At 58.2% G+C, this 16,859-nt stretch carries 18 protein-coding genes; 11 read left to right on the top strand and 7 right to left on the bottom strand.

Annotated elements, in window-relative coordinates; all coding sequences use genetic code 11:
• Window positions 1–24 precede the first annotated feature (24 nt).
• Window positions 25–1,371 (bottom strand): glycoside hydrolase family 27 protein, encoded by a 1,347-nt coding sequence (locus AEAC466_RS40665; RefSeq protein ID WP_023459713.1) that lies wholly within the window; start codon window positions 1,369–1,371, stop codon window positions 25–27.
• Window positions 1,372–1,601: 230 nt separating this feature from the next.
• Between AEAC466_RS40665 and AEAC466_RS40660 the strand changes: the two genes are divergently transcribed.
• The 3 genes from AEAC466_RS40660 to AEAC466_RS40650 all read left to right on the top strand — a co-directional run bounded on the left by AEAC466_RS40660 (window position 1,602) and on the right by AEAC466_RS40650 (window position 4,086).
• Window positions 1,602–2,135 carry a hypothetical protein gene (locus AEAC466_RS40660; RefSeq protein WP_162148974.1) on the top strand — a complete coding sequence of 178 codons (534 nt, stop codon included), beginning with the start codon at window positions 1,602–1,604 and terminating at the stop codon, window positions 2,133–2,135.
• A gap of 242 nt (window positions 2,136–2,377) precedes the next feature.
• Window positions 2,378–3,502: a heavy metal-binding domain-containing protein gene (locus AEAC466_RS40655; RefSeq protein ID WP_023459711.1), complete on the top strand. Its 1,125-nt coding sequence runs from the start codon at window positions 2,378–2,380 to the stop codon at window positions 3,500–3,502.
• A 29-nt stretch (window positions 3,503–3,531) separates the two neighbouring features.
• Window positions 3,532–4,086: a uracil-DNA glycosylase family protein gene (locus AEAC466_RS40650; RefSeq protein WP_235074343.1), complete on the top strand. Its 555-nt coding sequence runs from the start codon at window positions 3,532–3,534 to the stop codon at window positions 4,084–4,086.
• Here AEAC466_RS40650 and AEAC466_RS40645 read toward each other — a convergent pair.
• Window positions 4,072–5,193, bottom strand: a complete 1,122-nt coding sequence (locus tag AEAC466_RS40645) for an NAD(P)H-dependent flavin oxidoreductase (protein WP_052025189.1) — start codon at window positions 5,191–5,193, stop codon at window positions 4,072–4,074. The two genes, AEAC466_RS40650 and AEAC466_RS40645, sit on opposite strands and share 15 nt — an antisense overlap.
• A 602-nt stretch (window positions 5,194–5,795) precedes the next feature.
• Between AEAC466_RS40645 and AEAC466_RS40640 the strand changes: the two genes are divergently transcribed.
• The 4 genes from AEAC466_RS40640 (at window position 5,796) to AEAC466_RS40625 (ending at window position 12,449) form a co-directional block, all read left to right on the top strand.
• Complete coding sequence (locus AEAC466_RS40640; RefSeq protein ID WP_023459708.1) at window positions 5,796–8,966, top strand: TonB-dependent receptor; 3,171 nt, start codon at window positions 5,796–5,798, stop codon at window positions 8,964–8,966.
• A gap of 197 nt (window positions 8,967–9,163) precedes the next feature.
• Window positions 9,164–10,654 (top strand): tryptophan halogenase family protein, encoded by a 1,491-nt coding sequence (locus AEAC466_RS40635; RefSeq protein WP_023459707.1) that lies wholly within the window; start codon window positions 9,164–9,166, stop codon window positions 10,652–10,654.
• Window positions 10,655–10,657: 3 nt separating this feature from the next.
• Window positions 10,658–11,413, top strand: coding sequence for a SapC family protein (locus AEAC466_RS40630; protein ID WP_235074342.1), 756 nt, complete (start codon window positions 10,658–10,660; stop codon window positions 11,411–11,413).
• Between the two features lie 4 nt (window positions 11,414–11,417).
• A complete protein-coding gene (locus tag AEAC466_RS40625; RefSeq protein ID WP_023459705.1) occupies window positions 11,418–12,449 on the top strand; it encodes a cupin-like domain-containing protein in 1,032 nt (343 codons plus the stop codon).
• Between the two features lie 50 nt (window positions 12,450–12,499).
• Here AEAC466_RS40625 and AEAC466_RS40620 read toward each other — a convergent pair whose 3' ends face one another.
• Window positions 12,500–13,012 (bottom strand): MFS transporter, encoded by a 513-nt coding sequence (locus tag AEAC466_RS40620; RefSeq protein ID WP_081714723.1) that lies wholly within the window; start codon window positions 13,010–13,012, stop codon window positions 12,500–12,502.
• A 179-nt stretch (window positions 13,013–13,191) separates the two neighbouring features.
• Here AEAC466_RS40620 and AEAC466_RS40615 point away from each other — a divergent pair, with 179 nt between their 5' ends.
• The 3 genes from AEAC466_RS40615 to AEAC466_RS40605 are packed head-to-tail and all read left to right on the top strand — an operon-like array spanning window position 13,192 to window position 14,531.
• Window positions 13,192–13,506 carry an ArsR/SmtB family transcription factor gene (locus tag AEAC466_RS40615; RefSeq protein WP_023459703.1) on the top strand — a complete coding sequence of 105 codons (315 nt, stop codon included), beginning with the start codon at window positions 13,192–13,194 and terminating at the stop codon, window positions 13,504–13,506.
• Window positions 13,503–13,862 carry an SRPBCC family protein gene (locus tag AEAC466_RS40610; protein WP_023459702.1) on the top strand — a complete coding sequence of 120 codons (360 nt, stop codon included), beginning with the start codon at window positions 13,503–13,505 and terminating at the stop codon, window positions 13,860–13,862. Before AEAC466_RS40615 ends, AEAC466_RS40610 begins: the two co-directional genes overlap by 4 nt.
• A 45-nt stretch (window positions 13,863–13,907) precedes the next feature.
• On the top strand, window positions 13,908–14,531 hold the full coding sequence (locus AEAC466_RS40605) for an ATP-dependent Clp protease proteolytic subunit (RefSeq protein ID WP_023459701.1): 624 nt from the start codon (window positions 13,908–13,910) through the stop codon (window positions 14,529–14,531).
• Window positions 14,532–14,547: 16 nt separating this feature from the next.
• Here AEAC466_RS40605 and AEAC466_RS0122790 read toward each other — a convergent pair whose 3' ends face one another.
• Together AEAC466_RS0122790 and AEAC466_RS40600 are read right to left on the bottom strand one after the other, a co-directional pair.
• Window positions 14,548–14,814, bottom strand: coding sequence for a hypothetical protein (locus tag AEAC466_RS0122790; RefSeq protein ID WP_031239404.1), 267 nt, complete (start codon window positions 14,812–14,814; stop codon window positions 14,548–14,550).
• 163 nt (window positions 14,815–14,977) lie between these two features.
• Window positions 14,978–15,394: a winged helix-turn-helix transcriptional regulator gene (locus tag AEAC466_RS40600; protein WP_023459699.1), complete on the bottom strand. Its 417-nt coding sequence runs from the start codon at window positions 15,392–15,394 to the stop codon at window positions 14,978–14,980.
• 79 nt (window positions 15,395–15,473) lie between these two features.
• Between AEAC466_RS40600 and AEAC466_RS40595 the strand changes: the two genes are divergently transcribed.
• Complete coding sequence (locus AEAC466_RS40595) at window positions 15,474–15,800, top strand: nuclear transport factor 2 family protein (protein WP_023459698.1); 327 nt, start codon at window positions 15,474–15,476, stop codon at window positions 15,798–15,800.
• Between the two features lie 208 nt (window positions 15,801–16,008).
• On the opposite strand, the gene AEAC466_RS40590 is transcribed toward AEAC466_RS40595, so the two are convergent.
• Both AEAC466_RS40590 and AEAC466_RS40585 read right to left on the bottom strand, forming a co-directional pair.
• The gene (locus AEAC466_RS40590) at window positions 16,009–16,518 is read right to left on the bottom strand and encodes an SRPBCC family protein (RefSeq protein ID WP_023459697.1); all 510 of its coding nucleotides are present in this window, start codon (window positions 16,516–16,518) and stop codon (window positions 16,009–16,011) included.
• Window positions 16,515–16,859, bottom strand: a complete 345-nt coding sequence (locus AEAC466_RS40585; protein ID WP_023459696.1) for an ArsR/SmtB family transcription factor — start codon at window positions 16,857–16,859, stop codon at window positions 16,515–16,517. The genes AEAC466_RS40590 and AEAC466_RS40585 overlap by 4 nt, the downstream gene beginning before the upstream one ends.

Below are 16,859 nucleotides of genomic sequence, written 5' to 3'. Positions count from 1 at the left end.
CTTACTACAAAGCGCATCTGTCCGCTAGCTCAGCCGGTAAAGGACGGCGCCATGCGGCGGAACCGTAGCCGATACCCGGCCGTTGACGACACCCAGGTTCTGGTGGGTCCACAGGTCGCGTACGCGCGCCGAGGTTCGGCCTATACGCTTGAGGTCGAAGCCGATTTCGCTGGGGGCCGGGCCGTCAGACGTGTTGAACATGGCAAGGTAGTGGTCGCCATTGTTTGCCAGTGCTGTCCAGAAGTGGCAACCGTCAGCCAGGAAGTGCGGCTGGTTGCCACGGCTGTTCTGATTAACCGCCAACACTTCGTCATTGGTCAGCAGATCGAGCGTGGCGCCGTCGAGATGGCGCAGGTCGCCGCCCATGATCAGGGGCGAACGGGCAATGGACCATAGCGTCATAAGGGTCTTCTGTTCTGCGGGCGTGAATTTGCTGTCGCGTTGTCCCATAGCCAGTCGGCCGAGCGGAAGCATGTCGGCGTCTGGCCATGCCCCGGCCGTGCGATGCTCGTTCCAGTTTTCCAGACGTGTGAATTGGCTCAGGAGCAGCGGCCATTCGTCCCAGAAATCGTCGCTGATCCGCCACATCTGCGCATATTTTCGGACATGGTCGGCGCGCGGCACCGGTGTTTCCCCAGGTGACAGACTCAGGATCATAGGCCGGCCAGTCTTGACGATGGCGGCATGGGCGGCTTCGATTTCCGGCGCGTTCGCGTCGTAAGGTCGGCTCATATCGTCCATCTTGACGAAGTCGACGCCCCAAGATGCGTAGAGGGCGAACACGCTGTCATAATAGGCCTGAGCACCCGGTTTGGTCATGTCGACACCGTACATGTCCGGATTCCAGGTGCAGGTCCTGTGTGTATCGGCGATGTCGCGCGCGTGGACCTTCGTGCCCAATATCGGCAGGTTGCGTTCGACCGCCAGACGCGGAATTCCGCGCATGAGATGGATGCCGAATTTAAGTCCCAGGGCGTGAACCTGCGCGGCGATCTGGGTAAAGCCGCCCTTGGCCGCCGAGGGAAACCGGTTCGGCGCAGGCAGCAGGCGGCCGTAATCGTCCATGACGGGGACGGGCTTTTCAGCGTAGCCGTATCCTTTAGCCCCCGGTTCATACCACTGGATGTCGATGGTGAAAATATTGTACCCGTGCGGCAGCAGCTTTTCGGCCATGATATGGGCCGTTTCGAGCGCCTGCTCTTCATTGATTGTGGTCGCAAAACTATTCCAGCTATTCCAGCCCATCGGTGGCGTTGCCGCCAGTAATGGCGTCTTGGATGTCACTTTTTTCGGCGCTGCAACAGCAGCCGTAGCCAGCGGCAGGGCGGACAAACCGGCCAGCAGGCCGCGGCGGTCGGGCGTAAATGTCATAGTATCCTCCGGTAATAATTGTCTGAGTAATAACACGAAGGCATCCGAAATCCAGAGCAAAATGACCTTATGGAACTTTTACCCGGACCCGTGGGATTGGCATGATAACCTTACGGACGGGCGCGTAGAATAAGGCCACTAGATCGTGAAAAAATGACGTTTTTCAGTGCATTGGCGTGTCTGTCGGGGTGCATTTCAAAGACAACGCTGCCGCCGGGCGCGAAGGAGATATGATGCCAACTACCAAATCTTCGCAAATCGCCCAAGACGAAAGTGTAGCATCGCCCGGACAGGACGAGATCGATACTCAGAACACCCAAGCGGCGCCCGAGAGCGAGGACCGTTACGACGGGCACGGCCGCTATGACCGCCAAGACTACAATGACCGCCAGAACGGCTGGCAAGCGAATGGTCGCGCCGATAACCGCGATGACGATCGTTACAACAACGACTGGCAGGACGGCGGATGGCGAGAAACCGCCCAGGCCGTCGATGATCACCCCTGGCGGCCAAATGACGATTGGCGCAATGAGCAGCGTAACGGTAGCGAACGTGACCGCGATCGTGGGACTTTTGGCAATTCGCGTTTTTGTGACGACGATTATGGCTACGGTACGTCAAACGGGGAAAGCCGCGATTACGGTCAGTCCGATAATGCCGCTGGTAGTGATGGTGATAAGCAGGCTCGCCAGCCACGCGGATATACAGCTGAGTCGGAAAGAGACTACACTGATCGCAACCCGGCGCAGGAGCGCGATGCGTAACCGACATACGCGTATGACGTCGGCGCGTATGACGTCGGATTCTCCGTTTATCGGCGCTCTTCAAGCCCTCGCTGTAACATTTGAATCCTAATGGCGCGGCGGAAAGCGACGCGCCATTATGTAGGCCCGCAATCAGGGGCGACGATGGTCGGCATGACGGCAGATTGACCCTGAAGGCAGATTGACAAAGTTGGCGAAGAGGCGAAACGTCCGCGACAACGGATCATCAAAGGAGCGCCGCCATGGCCAAGGTCACGGGTTTGTCGGGTAACGAAATCTATTGCATGGCGCTGAAAGGCTACACGGCCGGCGAACTGGTCGTCGGCAACAGTGTCAATTCCATGGGGTTTCTGGGATCGCTTGGCGCTGGGCTGAACAATATCCTGGGCGGTGAGATTCCTCAGGTGACCGCCGCCATTCAGGATGGCCGTATGCACGCCTTCGCCCGGATGACCAAGGAGGCGCAAAACTATGGCGCCTCAGGCGTGGCTGGCGTCTCCGGTGATCTGCGCGCCTTTTCCGGCAATACTGAATTCCTCTTTGTCGGCTCCTGCGTCTTCGCCAAGACCGGCGGCGGCAAGTTCTTCACGACCGCCGGAAATGCCCAGGAACTCTATTGCCATATGGACGCCGGCTATACGCCGATCCAGCATGTCTTTGGTAACATCGCCTATTCGATGGGCATAGGCGGTAGCTTTATCGGCGCACTTAAGCAAATCGGCCGAGGCGAGATTTCGGAATATTCCGACGTTTTCAACAAGACCCGGCACAAGGCGCTGGATCGCATTGTTTCCGCCGCCAAGGCTGATGGCGCCAACGCCGTGCTCGGTATTCGCACCACCATCCTGCCCTGGATGGGAACGCATGAAATGGTCATGACCGGCACGGCGGCCAGCCACCCCCATCTCGACCCCGACCACGTCGTCACGTCTGACCTGACGGGTGAGGAGCTGTGGTCGATGGCGTCGCTTGGTTACGCGCCCATGAAGCTTCTGATGTCGACCTCCATCTATTCGTTGGGCCTGGTTGGCGGCATTTTTTCGGCCCTTAAAGCGTTCGCCAAGGGCGAGATCAGCGAACTGACCTCACTGGTCCACGACGCGCGCGAGCACGCGCTTGACCGCCTCAAGGCCGAGGCCGACTCCATTGGCGCCGAAGAGGTGGTCGGCGTAAAGACCTATATTATCGAAATCGGGCAGGGGTTAATTGAATTCATGGCGATTGGCACGGCTGTGCGCAAGGCGCCGGGCATGGCCACGGCCACCCAGATGATGCCGGCCCAGGCCATCGTTCATGACAAGGATACCTGGATGGATTCGGACATGGGCATGTCGCTGATGCGCCCGGCCGACAGCGCGGGCGCCTGACCCTCTTCGACGACATTGCCGCCTGCACGGTGTGCGCAACGCATCTGCCGCTCGGTCCCCGTCCAGTAGTACGCGCCGACCCGCGTGCGCGTATCCTGATCGTGGGCCAGGCGCCGGGAACCAAGGTCCATGTCTCGGGGACGCCATGGGACGATGCGTCCGGCAAACGGCTGCGCGATTGGCTGGGCGTAACACCGGATCAGTTCTACGATCCAACGCAATTCGCCATCGTGCCTATGGGCTTTTGCTATCCCGGGCGCGGACAGGGCGGGGATAACCCGCCGCGACCGGAATGCGCGCCCTTGTGGCATGATCGTGTGCTGGCCGAATTACCGAATATAAAACTGACCCTATTGATTGGCACCTATGCTCAGACGCGCTATCTTGGCGATCAGCGCAAATCCACGCTCGGCGATACGGTTTGCGCGTGGCGCGATTACGTAGCTGAGGGGTATCTGCCCTTGGTGCATCCCTCACCGCGCAACGGCATATGGTTGCGCAAGAATCCGTGGTTCGAAGCCGAGGTTGTGCCGTATTTAAGGGCGCATGTGGCGCGAGTCTTGGGTGGGTTAACGCCCGGCTGAAGGTGCAGAAGTCGAACCCGTCCTGCGGCATTCCTGAAGCTCGGACCACAGTGTTTCCACCAATCTGGCTGCGGGCATAGGACGAGCCAGCGGTGCGCCCTGACCTGCCCATTGGGCGCCGAAGCCGTATTCATTTTGCGCCTTGGCGGCCGCGTGCAAAGCTTTACCGGCGTCGTACGCGATGGGGTAGTCGGGCGCTATCCGGCCCCCAACCGTCCGCGCCAACGCGGTGAATCGGTTGGCAAGCGCTCGCGCGGGCCGTCCCGATATGAGTGCTGTCAGTGTGGTATGATAGCCGCCTGGTCCGAATAGGGCCATTCGGTAGGCTTCATCCGCTGCTGATTCGGGGCACGCGATGAAGGCGGTGCCGAGTTGCGCCGCCACAGCCCCGAGGTCGAGTACCGCCGCAATGCCTGCGCCATCCATTATACCGCCCGATGCAATGACCGGCAGGCGGGTTTCGCGAAGTAGCAGGCGGGTCAATGCCATGATACCCAGCGCGTCGTCGGGCTCAGCGGGGTCGAAGATGCCGCGATGGCCGCCGGCTTCGATCCCTTGCGCCACGATGACATCTATGCCTGCCGCCTCTATCGCGCGCGCTTCGGTCAGGCTGGTCGCGGAGGCCAGAAGCACAATTCCCCGCTCGCGCAGGGCGGCGATGGCATCGGCGGACGGCACACCGAAATGGAAGCTTATGACCGGCGGCGCGGTTTCCAGGAGCATGGCCAGCATGTCTGGGTCATCGGCAAAACTCTTGTAGATCGTCCGCAAGGCCTTTGGTGGTTCGGCTTCGAACGTTGCAAACAGGGGCGCAAGCCAATCCAGCCACGCGGCCTCCCGTGCCGGATCAGGTGTTGGGGTGTGGTGAACGAACAGGTTGACATTGAATGGCCTGTCGGTTCGCGATTTCAGTTCCGCGATCATAAGGCGCGCACCGTCCGCGTTTGTGGCGCCCACGGCGATCGAGCCTAAGGCGCCAGCGTTCGATACGGCGGCCGCCAACTCAGGCGTGGATACGCCCGCCATCGGGGCCTGGACCAACGGCACCGATAAACCAAGGCGATCTAGGAAGGAGGTTGGAGAATGGAGCGATGAAGTTCGAGGCATATTCATGACCTGTATCAGGTGAAGGTCGCCATGCCGGCAATTCAAGGCTTGGCAATCTAAAGATAGGGGGGACCTGTGTCTGGCGCCACTATCCGGCCGCGGAGACCGAAATTCTCCAAACAAAGCGGCCGACCACAAGCTTTGGATTGGCACGAAACCGTCACAGCTTGTGGCCTACGCGGCGAGGTTCCTTCCCGGAATTCTGTTTAACTCTATACATCGCACCGTCGTCCTTTGGTGGTGTCGGGCGTACGGTGAGTTGTGACCGGAATGCAACGCGCGCAACCAAAGTTTTACCGTTGACATTTTCTCGTCAAATTCCGCTGGATCGGACAACGTTGTCATGGTAGCGGTATCTTCAATTGATTTGAGAGGACGGGTCGCACGTGAGTTGCGCGCCACATTACCTCCGGTTGGGAAGTACGCTTATAAGGGGATTCAATCCCGAAATTACATAGAATTCCGGCGGATGCGGCGCGCTTATTGGCGATCTGTATCTGCCGGTGGATAGCTGTCACTTTAGTGCATCTGCGTTCGCAATCTGCGGGCAGGGCGGTGGAGAGCAGATGAGTGTTATAAAAAATCACGTTGGGAGAACTTACATGTCTAATTCTGTATCGCGTAAACCCGCCCGCAAACTGGTGCGTGCGGCGTTCTTGAGCGGCGTATCCACGCTGGCCTTGTGTACGCTGGCCGCGCCAGCCTTCGCCCAGGATGCCCCCGCAGCCGCGCCGGCCGCCGACGATTCGACCGTCGTTGTTGTCACGGGCCTCCGCGGTTCGCTGCAACGCTCGATGAATATCAAGAAGAACGCGGACGGCGTCGTTGATGGCATTTCGGCCGAAGACGTCGGCAAATATCCGGACACCAACCTGGCCGATTCGCTGCAACGCGTGACCGGCGTGTCTATCAACCGCGTTAACGGAGAAGGCCAACAAATCACGGTTCGCGGCTTCGGACCGGGTTACAACATGACGACGGTTGACGGTCGCATCATGCCGGCCAGCACCATCGGCGTTATCGGCGGCGGCCAAGGCGCCGACGGCAACCAGGGCAACACCCGCGCCTTCGATTTCAGCAATATCGCATCGGATGGTGTTTCGGCCGTTCAGGTCTACAAGACCGGCCGCGCGGATCTCAATTCCGGCGGTATCGGCGCCACCATCAATGTCGCTACCCTGCAGCCGCTCCTCCATTCGGGCCAGAAGGGCAGCTTCAACATCAAGGCGTTGAGCACGGACAATCCGGGTCTCGGGACGGTTCTCAAGAAAAAGAGCGTCACGCCTGAAATCTCCGGCGCCTATCAGTGGACCAATGACAGCAGCAATTTCGGCGTCGCCCTCTTTGGCTCCTATCAGGAAAAAACAGGCTCAACCCGTTCAGACACGGTCAATTCCTGGAATGTTCAAACCTATGCAAAATGGCTGACAACCGGCCAGGCGCCTACGGCGGCAAATATCACCAACGCACCGACCGACATGAATCAGTTGATCGCGGTGCCGACAGACAGCCGTCTGACCTATGCCGAAAATGAACAGAAGCGCTCCAATCTTGCCGTCACCATGCGCTGGAATCCGACAGAGGATCTGACCATCACGGCCAACAGCTTCTATACACATACAGAGCAACAAGAAGCCCGCTCCGAGCTCACCAACTGGTATTCGCGCAGCCCTTACAAGGCGATCACGTTTGACGGTAACCCGATCGTCAGTTCGGCCATTTCGGCCACCGACACGATCCCTACGGGTAAGGACCAGGGTTACGAAAACCAACTGCGTGCCGTGCAATCGACTATCAAGTCGACGGGCGTGAATGCGAAGTGGCATCCGACCGACAACTGGACCCTGACGGCCGATCTGTCGACGTCTGAATCCAGTTCGGGCGGCAACAACCCGGACGGATCATCTTCGGTAACTGTCAGTTCGGCCCAGACCTATGTCGCCTCCAACACCACCGTTTTTGGCAGCCTGGCGGCACCCGTTCAGCATGTCACGCTCGATCCGACCAAGTCGGTGACTGGCAAGCAGGACATCGCCTCGCTCGCTTCGGGCTACAGCAACCAGTACTTCTCAAAGCAAACGGACAAGATTCAGCAGGCGAAGTTTGACGCAACCTATTCGGTTGATGACAACAGCAGGCTGAGCTTCGGCCTTGACGCCTACAAGAATGTCAATGAATCGACCTTCAGCGGCTATCAGGCGCAGTTCGGCGATTGGGGCGGCCTTAACCCTGGCGATTTGCAGAAGTATGGCACGTCCGACATCAAGACCTTCTGCCTGGCTTGTCAGTTCAAATCGGTTGATCTGGATACGGCCAACGGAACGGCCTACCGTTATAACGCCGTGGACGCCTACGCGGGTCTGAAGGCATATTACGGCAGCGCCGGCTTCGCGAACGTCCTGCCTTCAGGCGGTGCCAAGGCAAACACGCCTAAGCTCAACGGCTTCAATCACAACGAAGTTGAAGAACAGGTCACCGCAGCCTATGCGCAGTTCTCCATGAAGGGCGAGTTCCTGGCCCGTCCCGTGAAGATTTTGGCGGGTGTGCGTTATGAAGACACCAAGGTAACGGTTACCGCCTATCAGAACATCCCCACCGGCCTGCGCTGGGACCAAAAGAATAACTTCTCTGTCATTCAGGGTTCTGACGTTCAGCCGTATAGTGTTAAGTCTCACTACAGCAACCTGTTGCCTAGCCTCGACATGGCTATGAACATTACGGACAGCTTCATCGGTCGTATGTCCTTCTCGGTGACCAATGCGCGTCCGCAATACAGCTCCATGTACGCAACGACCGGTGTTAACGCGCCAGGCGATGCCAGCTATAATGGCGGCATTTATACGGCCTCGTCCGGTAACCCGGCTCTGAAGCCGCTGGTCTCGGAAAACTTCGACGTCTCGGCGGAATGGTACTACGGTAAGAACAACTATGTATCGCTGGGCTACTATCGCAAGGCTGTGCAGAACTTCATTGGTAACGGTACGACCACGACCAACCTGTTCGGCATAACCGATCCGGCGTCCGGCCAGGCGGGCACGCGTTCCGGCGCAGCAGCTACCGCGCTTAAGGGCCTTGGTGCCGCCACCAACACCAATAACCTGTCTGCCATGACGATCCTGATCGATCAGGCCGGTGGGAATGTCGCCACGGCGATAGCTGAATGGAACGCCAAAACCGCTCCGGACGGACATGTGTCCGCCGACACGGATGCGCTTTCAGTCTACCTGTGGGGTAATCCGAACTGGAAGGTCGCCAGCAACAGCAGTGATCCTCTGGCGACGTTCACCTTGTCGCAACCGATCAATAACCACACGGCCAATATTGATGGTTTCGAGTTCGCTGTGCAGCACTTCTTTGGTGACACCGGCTTCGGTGTCGCGGCAAGCGCCACCACAGTCAATGGCGATGTGAGCCTGAATGACGCCGCCGATCCACTCGGCAGCAACCAGTTCGCGCTGGAAGGTCTCAGCAATACCTACAACATTACGGGTATCTACGAGAAGTACGGCTTCGAAGGTCGTATCGTCTATAACTGGCGCGACAAGTATCTGGCGCAGGCCAATGCATCGCAAAACGGCGGTCGTTATGTCGCGGCCTACGGCCAGTGGGATGCAACTCTGAACTATGAAATCAGGCCTAACCTCATGCTGACGTTCGAAGCTCTGAACATCAACAAGGGTCATGTCGTGCAATATATCCGCGTGCCGACCGATGTTGTCATGTATCAAGAACTCGATACCCGCTACGACGTGGGCCTTCGTTACAAGTTCTAAACCGGATACGGGTTTACCTTGATGGGAAGGCCGCATAACCATGCGGCCTTCCTTTTTATGCAGAGCGTTTTCCAAAAAGCGTGATGCACATTTCGGATGGAAAAAGCGCGTAGAAGCAAACACGTAGAGCGCCGATCTGATATAGTCAGATCGGCGCTCTACGTGCGGCGGGACACGCGAATAATCGAGGCAGGCAGATGAGTGCACAGGGTGTAAAAAAGGTCGTTATCGCCGGCGGCGGGACGGCAGGCTGGTGCGCGGCGGCGGCCCTGTCGCGTCTACTTGGTCCCGTGTTGGATATAACTCTGATTGAATCTGCCGATATCGGCATAATCGGTGTCGGTGAAGCCACGATTCCGACCGTACGCGCCTTCCACCACCTGCTCAGCGTGGACGAACAGGCGTTCATGCGTGAGACAGATGCGACCTTCAAACTGGGGATCGGGTTTGAAAATTGGGCGCGCGAGGGTGATCAGTATTTTCACTCCTTCGGCACCATCGGCAAATCGCCCTGGATGGGGCATTTCTACAATATCTGGCTTGAAGGCCGATCCAGGGGCATCGGCGGATCGCTCGATGATTACAGCCTGGAGACAAAGGCCGCAAAGGCTGGAAAATTCCAAATTCATAAGAACCTGCCGATCAATTATGCCTACCACTTCGATGCGGTGATGTATGGCAAATATCTGCGAAAGTTGAGCGAGTCCGGGGGCGTCAAGCGGCACGAAGGCGAGATTAAGAGCGTCCAGCAGCAGGCGGAAACGGGCTTCATAACCTCGGTCACCCTGGCGAGCGGAGAGGTAATATCGGGCGACCTATTTATTGATTGCACCGGCTTTCGCGGTCTCCTGATCGAAGAAACCCTGCATACGGGGTATGAGGACTGGACTCACTGGCTCCGCACCGATCGGGCGGTGGCCGTGCAAACCCAGCCCGCCGGCCCCCCATTGCCCTATACGAAATCCATTGCCCATGCCGACGGGTGGCGTTGGCGCATTCCGCTTCAAAGCCGTGTTGGAAATGGCCTGATCTATGCAAGTGCGCACCTGTCGGATGAAGATGCGGAGGCGCGCCTAATGGCAAGCCTGGATGCGCCGGCGGTAAATACGCCGCGACTGATTAAATACCGAACCGGCAGACGTAAGCAGATATGGAACAAGAATTGTGTAGCGGTGGGGCTGGCCAGCGGTTTCATTGAACCGCTTGAGTCCACGAGTATTCACTTGTTTCAGAAGTCTGTACTGGATCTCGTTCAGAACTTTCCGTTCTTCGGAATTAACGATACGCTGGTGGCGCACTATAACAGGTTGGCGCAGCAAGAGATTGAATATGCGCGTGATTTCGTCATTTTGCACTATAAGCTGACGGAGCGGAGCGATAGCGCGTTCTGGCGGGAAAACGCAGGCATGGATGTGCCCGACTCATTAAAAGAGCGGATCGAACTGTTCCAGGAGTCCGGTTTGGCCTTTCAGGGGCCGGGCGAATTGTTCCGCACGGACTCCTGGGCGCAGGTCATGCTCGGGCAAAGACTTGAGCCGAAGGGGTGGCATCGTCTGGGCGCGTTAATGAACGAGGGCGAACTGAATCAGGTTTTTGCCGGATTGAAGTCGACCATCGATGATACCGTGGCTAAAATGTTGCCTCAAGACGCTTTCCTGAAGCAATATTGCCCAACCGCTGTAGTGTAAGATATGCCATCCAACCCGCCCATGGACCTGCCTATTATGGAAAACAGCAAGCCCACGCTGCTTGATAATGTCGAACATCACGACCTGCGTCTCATTCCTGGTCACTCCGCCGCCTGGGGGGATGCGGTAAACCAGGTGCGCGTTTACCCGAACGAATTCGCCGAGGTCCAACGCGAATATCCCATCTTTTTCCGAAAGGACGCGCAAGGGAGCTTCTATGCTGTAGCCTTGCTCGGCTTCGACCGGGACGAGAACCTGTTCCTTGATGGCATGGGGTGGAATGCCCGTTATATTCCGGCGGAGCGGGGGCGCGGGCCCTTCCTGCTCGGTTTTCGCGAAGGCGCCCATGACGATACGCCGATGGTGCTTATAGATCCGCTGCATCCACGCCTCAGCCGAAATGAGGGCATTCCCCTGTTCCTGCCCCATGGCGGCAATGCCCCCCTCCTGGAACACCATATTCAGATTTTGCAGACGCTTCATAGCGGCCTGACCCTCAACGATGATGTTTTCGGCGCCTGGCTCGACGCTGGCCTTCTGGCGCCGGTCAAGGTCGACATACAGATTAACGATGACACGGGCTACGACATCCCCGACCTGTTCTCGATCAATGCCGAGGCGTTGGCAAAGCTGGATGGCGCGGTTTTGGCCGGGCTCAATGCGCGCGGCTACCTGGGATTGGCGTTCCAGGTGCTGACGTCACTGGCGAATGTCCAGCAACTGATCGCGCTCAAAAGCCGTAACCTGCAAGGGGCGTAACCGTATGTCGGGCGTCATCGCCAAAAGCCGCACGGTTACCGGTGTTGCGCCGGATCAGATCCCCTATGACGACCTTATGGCAGCGCAGGCGCCGGTCATCCTGAAGGGCGTTGCGCGGGATTGGCCATTGGTGCAGGCCGGACTCGTTTCGGCTCAGGCCGCCATGGACTACCTCAAGGGCTTCTATCAGGGGCGGCCGGTGACGCTTTTTGTCGCCGAGCCCGAAGTGGGCGGGCGTTTCTTTTATAATGACGAGGTTACCGGTCTCAATTTTCAGGGCGGTCAAGCCGACCTCAGCGTCGCCCTGGATCAGATAAGCAGCCATCTCGACACTCCGAATCCGCCATCCTTCTATATCGGCTCGACCGATCTTGATATGTTCCTGCCGGGAATAAGGTCGCATGATGAACTGGTTCTCAACCACCCGATGTTTACCGCCAATCCGCCGCTGGCCAGCATCTGGATAGGCAATCGCACAACGGCCACGGCGCATTACGATATGTCGCATAATCTGGCGGTGTGCGTAGCCGGGCGGCGGAGATTTACGCTGTTTCCGCCGGATCAGGTCCACAATCTCTATCCGGGGCCGCTTGAGCCGACGCCGGGCGGGCAGGTGCTCAGCATGGTCGATTTCAATGCGCCCGATTTCGATCGCTATCCGCGGTTCCGTGACGCGTTGGCGGCGGGGCAGGTGGCTGAGCTGGAACCGGGGGATGTGCTGTTTTATCCCGCAATGTGGTGGCACCATGTTGAGGCGCTCGATCCCTTCAATATCTTGATCAATTACTGGTGGAATACGTCGCCGGCGTTCATGGATACGCCCCAGACCACCTTGTTGCACGCCATGTTGTCGCTTCGTGACCGACCGGCGCCGGAAAAGGCCGCTTGGCGGGACCTGTTCGACTATTACATTTTCGGCCCTGCCGAAACCGCCGGCGCGCATCTGCCCGAAGCGGCGCGCGGCAATCTGGGGCCGATGGACGAAATGAAAGCGCGTCGCCTGCGCGCCATGCTTCTCAAACGCCTGAACCGGTAGCAGGGCCCAACCTTTATCGGATAAAGGTTGGGCTGCGTCCGTATGTACCGTCAAAACGGACGTTTGGTCCCAACGATATGTGCAAACGTAGCCCCGACGGCGATGAGCGTCAGTCCGCCAGCCAGCAGGAAGGTCAGGCGCATTCCTGAGGCGATGGCCAAGGCCGATGCGTGAGCAAAGTCTTGCGTCCCCGCGCCAAAGGCAAAGATCATGCCCATCAAGGAGGCCCCGGCAATCAGGCCGATATTGCGTGACAGGCTGAGCCAGCCTGAAACCGTGCCGCGCCGTTCCTTGGCGACGTTGGCCAGCGCGGCGGTGTTGTTAGCGGCCTGGAACAGTTGGTAGCCGGGCGTCAGCACGATAATCGAGATTAGGTAGCCGGCCAGACCGATTATATTCGGCAGAAGCGCCAGCATGAACGCGCCAGAGGTCAGGAGGATGAGGCCCAAACCGAGCGTCCGGCCGCTGCCCCATGCATCGACCAGCCGCCCGGACAGAACGCCGCTGAAAATGGAAATCGCGGGCCCGACCGCCATGTCGCCGATTGCCCGGCCCCCTCGCATATGGAATGCCCAACCTTCCGGCGGTTGTTGGATGTGGCGGGCGGACGCGGTGGAAAGCGCGGAAAAACGGCAAAGCCGAAAAAAGTCATCCGCTCCGCATGACGCTGCGAAGACAGGAATCCATCGACGCACCCGTTTTGAGGCTTGTGAATCAGATAAGTGTATGCTTATGTGTCGTCATGATAGAGAACGCCATATTCAAGGCTTTGGCTGATCCCACCCGCTGCGCGATCTTCGAGAAGCTGGCGACCGGCAGCATGAATGCCAGCGCTTTGCGCGAGGGTATGACCATCAGCCAGCCCGCCATGTCCCAGCACCTCTCGGTTCTAAAGAGCGCGAAGCTGGTGCGGGAAGAAAGACAGGGGCGGTTTGTAAACTATGAGGTCGATCCGGAAGGTTTGGCACTCATAGCCGGATGGTTGGCGAAGTATCGCGCCTATTGGCCCGCGCGCATCGATGCCCTCAAAGCCTTGTTGAAGGAAATGGATCAATGACCGACAGTAAGACAGACGATCAGGGCAAAAGCATTGAGCTTGAGTATGACATCGACGAGCCACCGCATAAGGTCTGGCGCGCGATCAGCATTGCGGAGTTTCGAGAGCGCTGGCTGTCGAAAGAGGCATTGGCCGACCCGGAACCCGCTTCTCTCACGCCGGGGCAAGAGGTGCGCTACAGGATGCGCGAAAGCACCCCTCCGTTCCTGGAAAGCGTAGTTACCTTTCGCCTTTTGCCCAATGCCGCCGGTGGAACCCGTCTATGGATCATTCACGAGCTCACGGACGTAGGGTTCAATCGGATGAGCGGTGCCGGGGCAAACGCGAATAGCTTGCCCCTCTTGCTCGCCGCCTGACGCGGCTAGCTTCCCCTCTAAATTCTGGAAGACAGGAGTTCGCCGATGCGCGAAGCGATGCAACTCGTCCCCATGGTCGTAGAACAATCAAGCAGAGGAGAGCGATCCTTTGACATATACTCTCGTCTTCTTCGCGAAAGGATCATCTTTCTCAATGGGGAAGTGAACGACAGCGTGTCTGCGCTTGTCTGTGCGCAGTTGTTGTTCCTTGAAGCGGAAAACCCCAGGAAACCAATCAACCTCTACATCAATTCCCCAGGCGGCATGGTGACGAGCGGCCTCGCCATGTATGATACCATGCGTTACATCCGCGCGCCTGTGCATACCCTCTGCATGGGGACAGCCCGCTCTATGGGATCGTTCCTGTTGATGGCCGGAGAACCGGGCCAGCGGGCGACGCTCCCGAATGCGAGCATCCTTGTCCATCAGCCGTCCGGTGGCTTTCAGGGACAGGCCTCTGACATGCTCATCCATGCCGAAGAGATCCGGCGCACCAAGCACCGGATGACGCGCCTCTATGCCGAGCATTGCGCGCGGACTTACGAGGAATTTGAGCGCGCGATGGATCGGGACCGCTTCATGACCGCAGAGGAAGCGTTGGAATGGGGTCTGGTTGATCGCATCCTGGACGTCCATGAGGAGAAGCAGACTGCAAAGGCAGGCGCCTAGCTCGAATTAGAACGGTTCAGTCTCGCCGGAGATGCTTTAAGGCGACGTAGCCGCCAACCGGTCTGTCATTGCGGTCATAGACTGTGACGTCTGCATCTCTCGCGATATGGGGGGCGATGTGATTTTCCAGCCACCACTCAACTGTTTTATCTTCGTTGCAAGCCCGCTGATAGCGATAGGAGGTGACATGCGCTGCCCCTGCCAGGTCAATCGATATCTTGATGCGGTCCACCTCACGCACCTGCCCAATGAATTTTGCGACTGTAACTTTTTCGTCAGCCATATGCCCCTCCTGGTTGATTATTGGAAGGTATACGGATGAGGCGTTTTGGCAAGAGCCCAAAAGCCACATCAATCGCGTTGTTACTGGCTGAGGCTTTTGTTGAACCGTGACGCACGGACCCACGTCTATGCTATGGTACTCCACGTCGCACCATTTCCTGATATCAGTCTGCGGAGGAGCGGCTTTCGTGTGCGCCGTCTGTCCCGCTAAGTGCGTCTCTCTGGGCTGCCCAAGTCAACAGCGCGTCGAGCGCCGGACACAAGGCCTGTCCCCACTCGGTAAGGGCATATTCGACTTTCGGCGGCACCTGGTGATGGATGGTTCGAATGACGATGCCGTCCTGCTCCATCTGCCGCAGTTGCTGGATGAGCATCTTCTGTGACACCCCGGGAATGGCCCGTTCCAGATCCGAAAAGCGCAAAATCCTTCCGCCGAACAGATGGAAGAGAATGATCAATTTCCATCGCCCTTCGAGCAGCTTTAGCGCCTGCTCGACGCCCTCGGCCGCCGTTTCGCGGGTGTAGCCGGATGAAGGCTTACCTTCGGGTGAGTACCTTACTTTTTTGTGCGTTCTTGTCATTTTCGGAGTTTACGACCAACTACGTCGTCATGCAACGCCGTCAGCGTGATGGCGCCACAAACCACGAAAGGGAAACCTGATGTCTGTCGATTTGCCTGCTTCCATAGCCGCCTATTTCACCGCCGACAGGACGGAGCGCGCAGCCGTTGCCGACTGTTTCACCCAAACTGCCATTGTTAAGGACGAGGGCAAGACCCATTCGGGGCGCGAGGCCATCCGTCGCTGGAAGACGGAATCTGCAAGCAAATACACCTATGTCAGCGAACCCTTCGCCGTGGCGCGAGCAGGAGAGCGGACGATTGTGACCAGTCGCGTCACCGGAAATTTCCCCGGCAGCCCGATCGACCTGCGCTACGCCTTCACCTTGGATGGGGACAAGATCGCGGCACTGGAGATCACGCTGTGAGCTTTGATCTCAACCTGCAGGGCTGACGTGCGCTGGTCATGGGCGCCTCATTATGAAGGCGGCAAGGCCATCGTCATGCAAGGATTGGGCGGCATTCCATTCGGCCGACCCGCGAGGTCGCTGGCCTCATCGCGTTCCTTGCCTCACCGCGCGAGCGCGAGATTACCGGGACGGAATATGTCATCAACGGGGGAACCGTGCCCACCGCCTAGTCTTGGGCGAACCGCGCATCGAGCTTCGTCAACTGGCTTGTGAAGCCGTCGATAGACATCTTCGTCCAGTGCGGATCTAGGTGGGGCTGCAAGGCGATGACCATGCGCGTTTTGTCGCCAACTTTTAGAAACTGGACGTCAATAACGCTATCGTATGGCTCGGTGCCTGCTACAAAGTCGATCACCTGAACCAGGCGGAGCCGTTGGTTGGGTACAAACTCTCCGTACGAGCCCTTGATGCTTGTAGAGGTCGGCTGCCCCATGCTCTTCATCGCTGCTATCATCTGAGGGCTGTCGGCGATCATCGCATAGGCGAGGACACCCCCCTCTCGTGCCTCAAGGGTCTGGACCTCAACCCGAAAACCAACAGGGCCCCACCAGGATTCGAATCCTTCCTTTGTCGTCCAGAGTGCCCACAAATCCTCGATCGGCGCAGAATAGGTGCGCTCGATAACGACAATAGCCTGGGGCCTTGCGCTCGTTTCTGGCGGCGGTGAAGATGTCATTGGTCTGTTTCCTCTTTATGGATGGGTGGGGAGGTTCGCCGCACAAGCGCAGCGTCGAAGCGATCAAGACGCGCCTCCCAGAGGTTTCGGTAGGTGTCTAACCAGGCCTCAAGTTCGCGGAATGGCTCAGGGCGAAGGGCGTAAAGGCGGCGCTGGCCGTCGGGCCGGACCGACACGAAGCCTGACCGTTGCAGCACCCCAAGGTGTCTCGATACGCCGGATTGGTGAATGCCCGCTTGTTTGACGATATCATTGACCGGCTGCTCACCGGCGCGCAGCGCTTCCACGATGCGGCGGCGAGACGGATCAGCCAGGATTTCGAAATTTGATAATTGCGCCAT

It is taken from the genome of Asticcacaulis sp. AC466, assembly GCF_000495815.1.
Classification (GTDB): Bacteria; Pseudomonadota; Alphaproteobacteria; order Caulobacterales; family Caulobacteraceae; genus Asticcacaulis.
Note: the sequence above shows the minus strand (reverse complement) of the source record. Positions and strands in the feature narration are given on the sequence as shown.